General features: G+C 69.9%; 11 protein-coding genes. 2 read left to right on the top strand and 9 right to left on the bottom strand.

The window, feature by feature from the left end; translation table 11 throughout:
- Positions 1-47 precede the first annotated feature (47 nt).
- The 5 genes from LIX60_RS05305 to LIX60_RS05285 all read right to left on the bottom strand — a co-directional run bounded on the left by LIX60_RS05305 (position 48) and on the right by LIX60_RS05285 (position 3,312).
- The gene (locus LIX60_RS05305; RefSeq protein WP_227957426.1) at positions 48-221 is read right to left on the bottom strand and encodes a DUF397 domain-containing protein; all 174 of its coding nucleotides are present in this window, start codon (positions 219-221) and stop codon (positions 48-50) included.
- A 117-nt stretch (positions 222-338) separates the two neighbouring features.
- On the bottom strand, positions 339-1,484 hold the full coding sequence (locus LIX60_RS05300) for a methyltransferase domain-containing protein (protein ID WP_227957425.1): 1,146 nt from the start codon (positions 1,482-1,484) through the stop codon (positions 339-341).
- Between the two features lie 305 nt (positions 1,485-1,789).
- Complete coding sequence (locus LIX60_RS05295) at positions 1,790-2,032, bottom strand: DUF6087 family protein (protein WP_374117799.1); 243 nt, start codon at positions 2,030-2,032, stop codon at positions 1,790-1,792.
- Between the two features lie 246 nt (positions 2,033-2,278).
- Complete coding sequence (locus LIX60_RS05290; RefSeq protein ID WP_227957423.1) at positions 2,279-2,806, bottom strand: NUDIX hydrolase; 528 nt, start codon at positions 2,804-2,806, stop codon at positions 2,279-2,281.
- A gap of 269 nt (positions 2,807-3,075) precedes the next feature.
- The gene (locus LIX60_RS05285) at positions 3,076-3,312 is read right to left on the bottom strand and encodes a GntR family transcriptional regulator (RefSeq protein WP_227957422.1); all 237 of its coding nucleotides are present in this window, start codon (positions 3,310-3,312) and stop codon (positions 3,076-3,078) included.
- Positions 3,313-3,467: 155 nt separating this feature from the next.
- Here LIX60_RS05285 and LIX60_RS05280 point away from each other — a divergent pair, with 155 nt between their 5' ends.
- Both LIX60_RS05280 and LIX60_RS05275 read left to right on the top strand, forming a co-directional pair.
- A complete protein-coding gene (locus LIX60_RS05280) occupies positions 3,468-3,683 on the top strand; it encodes a hypothetical protein (protein WP_227957421.1) in 216 nt (71 codons plus the stop codon).
- On the top strand, positions 3,680-4,039 hold the full coding sequence (locus LIX60_RS05275) for a hypothetical protein (protein WP_227957420.1): 360 nt from the start codon (positions 3,680-3,682) through the stop codon (positions 4,037-4,039). The genes LIX60_RS05280 and LIX60_RS05275 overlap by 4 nt, the downstream gene beginning before the upstream one ends.
- 229 nt (positions 4,040-4,268) lie before the next feature.
- Here LIX60_RS05275 and LIX60_RS05270 read toward each other — a convergent pair whose 3' ends face one another.
- The 4 genes from LIX60_RS05270 to LIX60_RS05255 all read right to left on the bottom strand — a co-directional run bounded on the left by LIX60_RS05270 (position 4,269) and on the right by LIX60_RS05255 (position 13,076).
- Complete coding sequence (locus LIX60_RS05270; protein WP_227957419.1) at positions 4,269-7,451, bottom strand: type I restriction endonuclease subunit R; 3,183 nt, start codon at positions 7,449-7,451, stop codon at positions 4,269-4,271.
- Positions 7,448-8,632, bottom strand: a complete 1,185-nt coding sequence (locus LIX60_RS05265; protein WP_227957418.1) for a restriction endonuclease subunit S — start codon at positions 8,630-8,632, stop codon at positions 7,448-7,450. The genes LIX60_RS05270 and LIX60_RS05265 overlap by 4 nt, the downstream gene beginning before the upstream one ends.
- Positions 8,629-10,617, bottom strand: a complete 1,989-nt coding sequence (locus LIX60_RS05260; RefSeq protein ID WP_227957417.1) for a class I SAM-dependent DNA methyltransferase — start codon at positions 10,615-10,617, stop codon at positions 8,629-8,631. The genes LIX60_RS05265 and LIX60_RS05260 overlap by 4 nt, the downstream gene beginning before the upstream one ends.
- Before the next feature lie 119 nt (positions 10,618-10,736).
- Entirely contained in the window at positions 10,737-13,076 is a 2,340-nt protein-coding gene (locus tag LIX60_RS05255) for an N-6 DNA methylase (protein WP_227957416.1), read from the bottom strand.
- Between the last annotated feature and the right edge of the window lie 140 nt (positions 13,077-13,216).

Here is a 13,216-nt window from a genome sequence, read left to right as displayed (position 1 = left end):
GCGGGCGAGGGGGCGCCGGCCGCGTTTCGGCGCCTGCCGTGCCCGGATCAGGCGCCCAGGTCGCCGCGCCTCACGGCCGCTATGAACGTGTCCCAGCCCTCCGCCGGGAACGTGATCACCGGGCCGTGCGGGTTCTTGCTGTCGCGTACGGGAACGGCGGCGACCAAGCCGTCAGCGACCTCGACGCACTCACCGCCGTCCGAGCCCCGCCCATGCGCCACAGGGGCGGCACATGGACGGGGCCGGGGTGGCGCCCTCACCGCTTCGGGGGTGGCGGAGTCGGATCAGGTGCCGGGGACCGGCACGTGGACTGTCAGGAGGGCTCGCGGTCCCGGGGGCTATCGCGCCCCCATGGATGCGCGCCACCGCCCCCGGGACAGGTGGCACACCCCATCGGGCGTGATGCGCACGCGCGCACCGAGCAACGGCAACGAGCCCTCCGCGTTCAGCCGGTTGCGGATGCGTTCGAGCGCGGACCAGAGCTGCTGCGGTCCGCCCTCGTGCACGGTCGGCGGGTCGGTCCACTCTGCGGACGCGCGTGCCCATGATCCGTCCGGGTGCACCAGATAGGCGGTTCGCGTCCGCCCGCTGGTCTCGTATCCGAGTTCCGTACCCGGTGCCGTGATTTCCAGCATGGACCGGAGTTCCCATGCGTTCGCCACGTCCACTACGGGATAGCGACCCGTGCTGGTCTCATCCCCGTCTGCCTCACGGGCGAGGGCGAACAGCTCGGCCAGGGCGGGCGGGTAGTCGTCGCCGGACCGGGTGAGCATGAAGCCCGCCATGTCCCGCGCGACCGTGCCCACCACGTCCCCGTTCCGGTCTTTCCACCCGGTGATGATCAGGGACGTGCGCGCCAGGGTCGTCGCAATGCGTCCGCCGGGTTCCAGCGCGGCGAGCACCGCGCGGAGTCCCGGACCGGGCGCTAGGGCGACCGTGCACACGATGCGGTCATACGAGCCGGGCACGTTCTTGGTGGCGTCCGACGAGATCATCTTCGGGCGGTACTCCATGTCGGCGAGCCGGTCCCGGGCTGCACTGACCAGGTACGGGTCCACGTCCAGACTCGTCACGTGGTTGTCCCCGAGTCGGTGACAGGCGTAGGCGGTGAGCCCGCCGGCTCCGGTGCCCAAGTCCAGCAGGGACAGCCCGTCCCCGAGTCGCCCGTGTTGCAGCATCCGCACCACCAGGCTCGGCATGGTCGCGGATGATGTCGGCAGTCCCTCGGGCTGGTCTCCGGGTTCAGCGTGGTCGGCGTGCAGCGTGCCAACCCTGGTGATCAGGGACCGGTCCGCATACGCGGCGTCCATCCACGCTTCCGGGTCGCTCGGTCCGTCGCGCAGTACCCACCGGCCCGAGTCGTCCACGTCCCACCAGCGGGGCACCAACTCATGACGGGCGACACGTGCCACAGGGGCGAGCCACCGTGAATCCGGGTCGGTCACCTGGTCCGCGAGGATGCTTGCCTTGCTCTCCCAATCCATGGTGGCGAGCCTTTCAGGTCAGTACGCGGGGTCACAGGCTTCCGTGTTGGCGGGGTCACAGTCGCCCGAATCGTCGGGCGGGCACGCAGTGGCACGCAGCGGGGGCACACTCGCGGCCTACGGGATACGTGAGCTGACACTGACCGGTGATCTCCAGTTTTCCGACCGCCTCTCGCGACAAGCTGGCTTGACCAGGCGCTTCGCGTGCCGGACATGTCCGGCGGGTGTCCGGTCGAGGCTGCGGTGGCTGCGTTCAATAGGCCATCGCACCGGCCGTGGGCCGGGATGCTTCTCGTCACGGGGCATCAAGTTGCGCTGTCGCCGCCGATCTGGAGTTCGTTCCCCCATTCCTGGGCGGCCGCGAGGCTGGGAGCAGTGCCGACCACCTCATACATGAACCCGGTCCACTCCTCCAGGACGCGCGGCTCGTCGGGCCGGAGGTGGCCGGCGCCGCCGTGCACGGGCCGGTGACGGCGGTAGAGGTCCATCGGAGGGCGGCGCCGTTTGTTGTAGGCGGCGAGTGGGTCGTCGGCGTCCACGCGCGGCACAGCGCGCGACGGTTGGTTCGACGGTCCGGGTCGGCGGTGCTTGCCCATGCGCTCGATGCTCTCAGGCCGCGATCGTGGTCGGCCGGGCAGCGGCCAGTTCCTTTGCCCGGGTCCGTACGTCGTCGATCGCGGCGGTCTCGTAGGGGCGGGCCGCGTCCAGCAGCGTGTTGAGCCGGGACACGACGAGGGTGGAGTCGACGCGGGCTGCGTCGTCGAGCGCTTGGTGGGCCGCAGCGGGGCCGGACGCTACCCCACCGGTATCCCGTCCCGCAGGTACCGTGCTCGGCCGGCAGCGAGGGCGTCCAGCGCGGCGGTGAGGCGGCGGCCCGTGCGGGCTCCCAGCAGCCGCGGGGTCTGAGCCGGCGGGACGAAGGCGATCTCCGAGAGCTCTCCGTCCTGTGGTCTCAGCCGGCCGGCCTGGTCCCGGCCGATCGTGCCGCCGTCGAAGACGAACGCGAGCTGGTCGTCCCAAGGCCCGTGCGGCGCAACCCAGTCGACCACCAGCAGTCCGCGCACGGTCACCCGCAGGCCGAGCTCTTCCACCAGCTCCCGCTCAACGGTCCGCTCCGGTGGCTCGTTGTCCTCCGCCATCCCTCCGGGCAGGTCCCAGTCCGGTTTGTAGGTGGGGTTCACCAGAAGGACGTGCCCAGAGGGGTCCCGCAGCAGGATGTCCGCGGCGACCCGCTTGCGGGCCTGCTTGGCGTTGCCTTCCGCAAGATAGGCGTTCCAGGCTTCCGGGTCGGCAGGCGTGGGAGTGTCTGCGGCGGGCGTCATACGGAAGTGCCTCCCGGTGACGACGGAATGATGTCGGCCAGCAGAAGCATTCTGGCGCGTCGGGCGTCGTCGAAGCGCACCAGGTACTCACGCACCGGCCCGTACGCCTTGTGGCGCTCCAGAAGGCGCCGGAGGCCGTCGAGTTCGCGCAGGACGCAGATGGAACCGGGAGTGGGTCCGGTGTTGAGCAGGTCGTGACCGGGCTCTTACGGCGGGTCGAACAGCCGGGCCGGCACCCCGAAGGACCTCATGGACCGGCCGGCGAAGGACTACATGTCTTGACCTGGGGATTCGTCGCCAAGCACGTACGAGCCCTTGTGCGGCAGTGTCTCGATCAACCCGCGTTCCCGCAGCTCCCTCAGTGCGCGCCGGATCGTGTGATCGGCAACCCCGTATTGCTCAGCGAGACGCACGATGCTGGGCAACGCTCCGCCCGGCGGGATGCGCCCAGAATCGATATCCGCGCTGATCTCCCGCGCCACCCGCTGCCACTCGTACTCAGCCATACGAACACCTTCGCGCGGTACACCCGGGTTCGCATCGGCAGACCGTGGTGCACCGTGGCTATCCATGGCGTACCGTGGTATCGCCGAGAAGGACCCCGGCGGCAGCGGCGAACTGTCCCGGGGCGTGGCCGAACGCTGGAATGGAGCGAACGACATTGCGAACGATACTCGAATGGCTAGTGGCGATCTTCCTGCCCCCGCGCGGCAAGCGACGGGCGCGGCAAGCGCAGCAGCGACCGAGGACGCGGCCGGTGGTGCCGCTGCCCGCGCCGGAACCACTGGACGGGGAAGAGATCGAACTGGTCTGCCCCTACGCGCTGGCTTGTTTCCGCGCCACGGCCGGAGCCGACTACGCGGAGGTGGAGGCGTGAGCGGCGAACGGCTGCGGCGGCTTCCGTGGGACGGGCCGGAAGGCAAGCCCGCCATGGTCCCGGACGGCAACCCGGATGGGCCGTTGTCCCGACTCGCCGACTTCATCGAAGCTCAGCAAGTCGACGCGGCCGACACTGTGCTCGGGCTCGCGCTGGGCGTGCTGGACAGCGGGAAGCTCGGCAGCGACGAACTGGCCTATGTGGCGCGGCGGCTCGCCGAGTGCTTGACGGACGTTCTGCGGGTCGCCAAGTCGCGCGGTGAGCGGTTGCCGAGCAACCCACTGCCTCTCGATGGGCCGTTGACCGGTTCGCTGCGACAGCGAGTCGGGGACGCACTGCGCTATACCGCTGAATAAGGACCACCGAACGCACGGAACGGCCCCAGACAGCTCGGGATCACTCCCGGGCTCTGGGGCCGTTCGTCGTGTGTACAGGCGATGAGCGGCGCGTGCTTCCGCGCGAGATGGGCGAATCAATCCGGCGCCTGCGCTCGGGCCGCCGGCCACAGGGCAAACGCTGCCGGGCCGGGCCGCGGGCGGGGCGCCCGGCGCCTCATACCCCGAGCCGGGCGCCCGGCGCCGCCCGTCAGATTTCGTCCAGGCCCTCCTCGCGGCGGATCATGCGCCAGGCCGCGCGGCGGGCGCTGCGGTCGAGGGTGGACTTGAAGTCGCGGTCGGTGCCGAAGTAGCGCTTGCCGAGGGTGTCGATGGTGGAGACGTGGTCCATCATGTTCTCCTCGAACTTCTTGTCGAAGACGATGCCGAAGTTCTGCTCGTCGTTGACGAGGGCTGCGGCCCGGACCTTCGGGTCCTCCTTGGTGGCGTTGAAGGCCGGGAGGACGTCCTCCTTGGTGAACTCCGTGCCGAACTTGGCGTTGAACCTGTCGATCAGCTCGGACAGCAGTGACTTCTCGGCGTCCTTGGAGCCGCCCACCCCGTCGCCAAAGCCCATGAGTTCGGCCGCGCCCTCGGGGTTGAGGGACACGTCGTGCTCGCCGGTCTTCTCCACCCGCAGGTGGCTCAGGTCCACCTCGCCTATGTCGACGCCGCCGTCCGCGAGGCGGGGGAGGCGGTTGAGGAGGTAGCGCCCGTAGAGGTACAGGCGCTCCAGCTCGGCGTCCTGGTACGGGACGATCTGCGCGAGGAAGCCGTACTTCCGGACGTAGTCGTTGAGGTTGGCGCGGAAGTCCTCGGCCGTCTCGGTGTCGTCCTCCTCGTCGCTCTCCAGGAGCTGCGTGAAGCGGGTGACGGCGGGGGAGAGGAGTCGGTACAGCTCGGCGTGCAGCTTCTCCCACTTCGCCTGGGAGCCGGCCGCCTTCTCCTGCGCCGCGAAGTACGCGGCCACGAACGCGTCCATGTCCTGCTCGGAGATGACCGGGGCGGACATGACCCGGCTCTGCGCCGAGTAGAGGAGGTTCGGGTCGGAGGGCAGGGTGTGCGCCTCCTCGAAGTACGGGCGGAAGGCGTCCTGGATGTCCTCGGCCTCGTTGACGAAGTCCAGGACGGCGAGGTCGGCCTGCGACTTGCGGTCGTGGGTGCGGTTGAGGCGGGAGAGGGTCTGCACGGCGGCGATGCCGGTCAGCGTCTTGTTGACGTACATCGTGGTGAGGAGCGGCTGGTCGAAGCCGGTCTGGAACTTCTCGGCGACGACGAGGATGCGGTACTCCTGCTGCCCCTTGCCGCCGGCCTTCGCGGCCTTGTCGTCGGGGCGGGTGTAGGCGAACGCCTTCGGCAGCGCGCTCTCCGACAGGCCGCCGTTCTCCTTGCTCTCGGTGGTCTCCTCGCCGTCGATGGTGAGGGAGCCGGAGAAGGCCGTCAGGACGCCCAGGTCCGGGTACTTGGTGTCGTAGTCGCGGTCCCGGATGTAGCTGCGGATGGCGCGGGCCATCTCCACGGCGGACTGCCGGGAGGCCGTGACCACCATCGCCTTGGCCCGCCCCCCGAGCCGGCCGCGGGTGTGGGCGACGAAGTGCTCGACGATCACCTGGGCGTGCTGCGACACCGTGTGCTCGTGCATCAGCGCGAACCGGGCGAGCAGGCTGTTCGCCTTGGAGGGATCGACCTCCTTCTCGTCGCGGTTGAGGTTCGCCAGCTTCCAGTAGGTGTTGTACGTGACGTAGTTGCGCAGCGGGTCGAGGATGAAGCCCTCCTCGATGGCCTGGCGCATCGAGTAGGTGTGGAAGGGCCGGTAGACGGTCTTGCCGTTCTCCACGCCCCCCGTGCCGAAAAGTTCGAGGGTCTTCGCCTTGGGGGTGGCGGTGAAGGCGAAGTAGGAGAGATTGGCGGCGCGGGAGCGCGCCACGGCCTTCGACTTCAGCTTCTCGTCCACGGTGACGGTAGTCGCGCCCTGGTCGTCCGAGTCGGAGTCCAGGCCGAGGTCGCGCAGGGCGGACTTCACGGCGGTGGCGGCGTCACCGGACTGGGAGGAGTGCGCCTCGTCCACGATGACCGCGAAGCGGGTGCCCTTGATCTCGGTGGGGTTGCGCTTGATGTAGTCCAGCAGCGCCGGGAACGAGTGCAGGGTGACGGTGACGATCTTCCCGGTGTCCCGGGAGAGGGCGCGGGCGAGCTGCTCGCTCTTGGCGCCGTGCTTCTCGTCGACCTTGACGACCAGGCCGTCCGTCTGCGAGAAGCCGCCGACCGTTTCGCGGAGCTGGGCGTCCAGGTTGCGGCGGTCGGTGATGACGATGACCTTGTCGAAGACCGGCTCACCCGCCTTGATGCGGTGGGCGGCGACGGCCTCGGCGTCGAGGGCGGTCGGGTCGTTGTCGGCGTGGAGATCGCTGAGACGGTGGGCCAGCCAGCCGATGGTGTTCGACTTGCCGGAGCCGGCGGAGGCCATGACCAGGTAGTTCTCCCCGGCGCCGTGGGTGGCCGCGTGGGCGGTGAGCTTGCGGACCACGTCCCACTGGTGGAAGCGGGGGAAGATCGTCGACTTGGTGGTGGAGCCGCCCGGTGTCTTGTGCTTCTGCTGGTGGACGAAGCGCTGGAGGAGGTCGAGCCAGTTGTCCCGCTGCCAGACCTGCTCCCAGAGGTAGAACGTGGCGTACGTGCCGTGAGCGGTGGGCGCCGGGTTCCCGGCCCCGCCGGGGAGGCCGGGGCCGTTGGAGCCGGTGTTGAAGGGCAAGAACCGGGTGCTCTTGCCGCGCAGTTGGGTGGTGGCGAACACCAGGTCCGGGTCGACGGCGAAGTTCGCGATCACGCGCCGGGTGAAGATCAGCTCGGTCGGGTCGCGGTCGGTCCGGTACTGCTCCTTGGCCTGCTCGACACCCTGGCCGGTGAGCGGGTTCTTCAACTCGGCGGTGGCGACCGGGATTCCGTTGAGGAAGAGGGTCAGGTCGAGGCGGTGGCCCCAGTCGGCCTGCTTGGTGGCGTAAGGGAGTTCGCGGACGACGGTGAGGCGGTTGGCCCGGTAGCCGTCGAGCACGGAGTCGGCGGAGATGAGGTTGGGCTTGAAGTAGGCGACGCGGAGCCGGACGCCCCGGTCCTTGACGCCGTTCCGGAGGACGTGGAGGAGCCCGTCGTCGGCGATGGCCCGGTCAAGGCGCTGGGCGAAGCCGCGCTGGGCCTCGTTGGGGTTGCCGCCGTAGACGGTGAGCAGTTCGTTCCACTCGTCGGGCTGCGTTGCGCCGATGAAGGTGAACAGCTCGTTGGTGTCGAACCCGAGGTCGGGCCGGTAGTCCTCGGCGTTCGCCTCGCGCCAGCCGCGCTCGCGGAGGGCGGCGACGATGGCGGAGCCGAAGGAGGACTCGTCGTGCACGGGGCTCATGGGGTCACCCCTTCGGGTTCGGGCAGGTTGTCGGTCACGTTGCGGCCGCTGGCGGTGGAGACGTCGAACTGGCCGGTTACGGCAGCGGTGATGAGGGCTTGGCGGCGTTCGTGGAGAAGACCGACCTGGCGGGCCGTCAGGTCATCAAAGCGCTCGGCGTGGTCCAATGCCTCACGGGCGGTCGCGGAGGTGTGACGCTGTTGGTCAAGTGAAGGCAAAGGCGCCGTCACTTGTGAGAGGTGGGTGGGGCCGAAGTGCTGCATGGTGGCACCTGTCTTCAGCAGATCAATCTGCCGGGAGAACAGGGAAGACCGTAGGAACGCCTCCACATATTCCATCTCGATGTTCGCCTGCGCTGGACGCAAAATGATCAATCCGGTATATGGGACAGCCCCGACGACGGCGGGGTCTCTGACCATAGATACCCCGCCCATCGTTGCGCTCCCGCTGATCAATCGGTCGCCCATGCGGAGGCGGAAGTGTGACCACTGTCGAGCTACTTTGCCTGGGTCCAGGAAGTTGCAGCCGCTGAGCGTCACTTCACCCCGCTTCAGGCCAGCGATGCGGATGAGTGGGACCCCGTCGGGGTGGAAATCCGCAGCCATGATGCCCGGGCCCTCGCGGAAGCGAACGATGTAACGCAGCGGTACAAATTCCTTGCACTGTCCGATCGCCTCGTCCAGCACTTTCTGGGACCGCTCGATAGTTAGCTTGCTACGCCGTCCGTAAAGGTAAGTCAGCTGGTCGATCCGGGAAGTCTCGCTGTCGAGAAAGTCGGCGATGCGGCGCTGCTCCGCCAGGTCGGGGAGTCGAGAATGGTGGTTGCCGATCGCCGTCGCGGTCAGTAGCGGTTGCGCAGTTTTGGACGCCAATTCGGGCAGACGTGCACTCAAAAGCAGGTAGTACATGTACAACGGGTGGAGAGATGGCCCGGGAGTCGCCACGATGGTGTTGTCGGATGCCCAGCATTCTGATTGTGCGAGGTTGACTGCACCCACCGTGCCGACTCGGCCGATGATTACCGAGCCCGCCGTAGTATTCGGCCTCACCGTCCAGCCGATCCGCCCGGCGGCGCCCATGACGGGAATCGGTCCTTCATCTACCCGATTCTCACAGGAGGTTCCGCTGCGGAGGTTCAGTACCCATTTGAGTGCAACCTCCTGCTGCGCCTTTCCAGTCACTGAGAAACCTCCCCAAGTAGCGACTGAATCTCAGCCTCCAGCGCCTTCAACTCCGCATCGATCTCCGCCAACGGCCGCGGCGGCTTGTACACATAGAAATACCGGGTGAACGGAATCTCGTACCCGATCTTCGTCTTGCTGCGGTCGATCCACGCGTCCGGCACGTGCCGGTGGACCTCCTTCAGGTACCCTTCGACGTCCTCGCCCAGAGGCACGTTCTCGTAGTCCCGAAGCTCCGCGTCCGGTTCCGGCTGGCCCTTGACGAGCTGGACCTCGCCCTCCGGGTCCCGGACGCCGATGACCTCCCGCAGTGCCTTGTTGAACGGTGCGCCCGTGGGCCACGTCCCGCCGGCCTGGACCACCGCGTCCTTCAGCGCGAGCCAAGCCTCCTGCTTCGTGCTCCAGCCCGTGCCCATCAGGGACTTGAAGGCGTCCGCCAGGGCCGCCGCCTGCGGCAGTTTCTGGATCGGCTTGGACGCCACCAGCGCCGCCAGCGTCTCCTCCGTCACCTCGAACCGCAGCTTCAGCGGGCGTTCCACCGTGATCCGCTGGTAGCCGAAGTCCTCGTTCGCGAAGACCTTCACCTTGCCGTGCAGCGGGTGTTCCGGGTCGTCCCGTACGGCCAGGGCCTCGCCGTACAGCTTGACCACCGTCGCGATGTGGTCCTTGCCCAGTTGCTTGCGCTTGTCGCCGAGCGACTTGCGCATCTTCTGCCACTGGTCGCGGGCGTCCAGCAGCACGACCTTGCCCTTGTGGTCCGGGCTCTTGCGGTTGGTCAGGATCCAGAAGTACGTGGAGATGCCGGTGTTGTAGAAGAGCTGGTCCGGCAGAGCGACGATGCCCTCCAGCCAGTCGTTCTCCAGGATCCAGCGGCGGATCTCCGACTCGCCCGAGCCCGCCGCGCCCGTGAACAGCGGCGAGCCATTGAAGACGATCGCCAGGCGCGAGCCGCCCCCGCCGTTCATGTCCACCGGCTTCATCTTGGAGATCATGTGCTGGAGAAACAGCAGCGAGCCGTCGTTGATGCGCGGGAGTCCCGCGCCGAAGCGGCCGGCCTCGCCGAGCGACTTGTGCTCGGCCTCGACCTCCTCCTTGACCTTCTTCCACTCCACGCCGAACGGCGGGTTGGCCAGCATGTAGTCGAAGGTCCGGCGGGCGTGGCCGTCGTCGGAGAAGGAGTTGCCGAAGGCGATGTTCTCCGGGTCCTGGCCCTTGATCATGAGGTCGGACCGGCAGATCGCCCACGACTCGGGGTTGAGCTCCTGCCCGTACACCTCCACCGTGGCGTCCGGGTTGAGCTCCTTGATGAGGTCGTCCATCGCGGACAGCATGCCGCCCGTGCCGCAGGCCGGGTCGAGCACCGTGCGGACGGCGCCGGGGAGTTGGAGGCCGTCGCCGTCCGGGGCGACGAGCAGCCGCACCATGAGCTGGATGACCTCGCGCGGGGTGAAGTGCTCACCGGCCGTCTCGTTCGACTGCTCGGCGAAGCGGCGGATCAGCTCCTCGAAGATGTAGCCCATGTTGTGGTTGGGCACGATCTCCGGGCGCAGGTCCAGGTCCGTGAACTTGCCGATGACCTGGTAGAGGAGTCCCGCGCTGTCCAGGCGCTTGATCTGCTGGGCGAACTCGAAGCGCTCCAGCACGCCCCGCGCGTTGTCGGAGTACTCCGCCACGTACACCTGGAGGTTCTTCGCCGCGTTCTGCGGGTCGGCCGCGATCTTCTTCAGGGTGAGGCCGGACCGGTTGTAGAAGGAGTGGCCCGCGGCCCGGCGCAGGAAGCGGTCCGGGTCGATGTCGGTGTCCTTGTACTGCTCCGCCAGCTCCGCGACCTTCTCGCGTGTGGGCTCCAGCACGCACTCCAGGCGCCGCAGCACCGTGAACGGCAGGATGACCTTGCCGTAGTCGGACTGCTTGTAGTCCCCCCGCAGGAGGTCGGCGACGGACCACGCGTGGTTCGCCATCTCCGTGTGCTTACTGCTGTTCACCTGGATCCCGAGTTCCTTCCCGAATGTTCTGTCCCGCTGTCCCGCCCCACCGCGCCGCCGGGTGGGCGGCCGGCGCGGATGCTGACAAGTGTGGTCTATGCGGACGAAGGTCCGTATGGCTAACGGGGGGATTGGCCGCCCCGTGAGCGCGCCTCGTGCGGGTTGTCGCCCGCCGTGCTGTCCCGGCCCCGGCTCGGGCCCCCGCCCGGGAGCAGTTGCCCTCCGGTCAGGCCGCCCGACAGCAGCCGTGCCGTCTCCTCCGCGAGTTGGTTCGCCCGCCGTGCCTCCGCCCGGAGTTCGTGTGCGTGCCGGAACGCCTCCCCGTACTGCCGCTGCTCCTCCAGCGGCAGCAGGGGCACGCGCAGCCGGCCCGGGCTGACCGTCAGGACGGTGCTGCCCGTCGAGGCGCCCGCGATGTTCTCCTCCGCGCCGAGGAACCCGGCGAGGAACCAGGCGTCCAGGCGGGCCGGGTCCGGGCGGAAGAGGTGGACGTGGGGGCCGAGCAGCGCTCCGGCGTCCTCCTCGCCCGCGACCCGGGCCATCGGGCCGCCCCCGCCCGCGACGGCTCGTACGAGGACGTCCCCGGCGGCGATCACGGGGGCCGTGCCGCTGCCGCGCAGCTCCGCCGGGTCGCCGGTGGGGCCGGAGCCGGTCGCGATGTCCGCGCCGGTGAGGACCGGGCGGGCTTCCGGCTCGCCGCTGCTGCCGCCGCTGCTGTCGGTTCCGGTGTCCGCGCGGCCCCGCGCGGCGTCCGGGGCGGTGCGGAGGAGGGTGAGCGCCCCGCCGCGCGCGAGGTCGGAGGCCGTCGCCGTCCGCCACTCGCGGGCCGTGGCGCCCGCGGTGCTCCAGTCCTCCCGGCCGGCCGTCCGTGCAAGGGACTTGGCGGCCTTGACGAGGTCGCGGCGGGCGGCGTCGGTCTCCGCCGACAGCGCCGCCGGATCGGCCTCGGACCGTGACGCCCGGACGAGCCGGGCCGGGGTCAGGTCGACCACGTCGTCCAGCAGGTCCACCACACCGGCTGAGTGCGCGACGCCGGGTTCGCCCTCGAAGGTGTCCGGGCTCTCCGTGAACGCCCGCCAGGCGCCGAGGGCCCGCTCCGTGATCCGGGCCCAGTCCACGGTGGCGGAGCGGCTCCCGCCCCGCGTGCGTGAGGCCGGCGCCGCTCCACCGCGTCCGGCCGCCGTGGCGGTGCCGGGTGCCGTGCCGGTGGTCGTACCCGTCGCCGTGCCTGTGCCTGTGCCCGTCGCAGCGCCGGACGCCGTGTCCACGAACAGCACCGACTTGCGCTCCGGGCCGCCCGGTTCGGGCCGTTGCAGCACCCAGATGTGCAGGCCGACGTGCAGCGGCACCGACGCCCCGGGCGGCAGCGCGATCACCGCGCGCAGCGCCCCGCCGCGCACCAGCTCGGCCCGCACGCGGCGGCCCGAGGCGCGGCCGGCCACGGCGGGCGGCAGGAGCAGGGCGGCGTGGCCGCCGGGCGCCAGGTGGGCAAGTGCGTGCTGCACCCAGGCCAGCTCCGGTTCGGCGCGGGGCGGCACGCCGTACGCCCAGCGCGGGTCGTACGCGAGCTCGTCGTGGCCCCAGTCCCGGTCGCCGTAGGGCGGGTTGCACAGCACCGTGTCGGCGGTGAGGCCGGGGAAGGCGTCCGCGCGGAGGCTGTCCTCGGCGCGCACGGTGACCTCGGCCTCCGGTGCCGTCAGCCGGAGGCTCACGGCGCTGCGCCAGGCCTGCACGGGCAGCGTGTCCTGGCCGTACAGCTCGCGGGCGCCTTGGCGGGCGGCGGCGGCGAGGAGGGTGCCGCTGCCGCAGGCCGGGTCGAGGACGCGGGCCGAGGCGCCGGGGAGCAGGCGGGCCAGCAGGTCGGCGAGTGGTTCGGGGGTGCGGTAGGCGCCGGAGGCGGCGCTGTCCTCCAACTCCCGCTCGGCGAGCACCTCCAGGGCGGCCTGGCCGCCCTCGTCGCGTACGCAGGTGTACAGGGCGCGCAGCACCGCGGCGTCGCCCGGCGCGAAGCGGACGGGGCCGGAGTCGGAGCCGGCGCCGGAGTCGGCGGCAGTCGGCACGGAGTCGTCGGCCGCGGAAGCCGCGTCGTGCTGCGCGCGGGCGGCGAGGTCCGCGTCCGGCAGTCGGAGGGCGGCCGTCAGCTCGTCCGGTGAGCGGCGCGCCGCGGCGAGGACGAGCAGCAGCAGGTCCGGTGTGCCGCCGCCGGTGGCGGACGGGCGCAGACGAAGCGCTGTCCGCAGTTCTTCCGGCGGGCTCGCCGCCGAGGCGTGGCCGCGCGAGGCGAGCCAGGCGCGCACGGACTCCAGGTCGTACAGCGGGCTGCTGTCCGTACCCCCGGCCGGCGCCGGGAAGTCCCCGTGTCGGCGGCGCCAGTTGCTGACCGTGGCGCGCGTGACGCCCGCGATACGGGAGATCTCGGCGGCGGTCACCTGCGCGGATGACGGTGTGGGCGGCGGCATGGGCGGAGTCCTGAGCCTCTCGGGAGGGAACGTCAACACCCTATAGCGCTGCCCATGCCTGTCAAGCCGTTTGACGGTGCTTTCAGTGCCATGCTTACCTGTGAGTGCTTCCGCCGGGAAGGGGTGGAAGCAGTCGCCGT

Origin of the sequence: Streptomyces sp. S07_1.15, from assembly GCF_020739505.1 — a bacterium.
In the GTDB taxonomy this organism is placed as follows: Bacteria; Actinomycetota; Actinomycetes; order Streptomycetales; family Streptomycetaceae; genus Streptomyces; species Streptomyces xinghaiensis.
The sequence above is the reverse complement of the archived record's forward strand: the minus strand, read 5'-3'. Positions and strand labels throughout refer to the sequence as shown.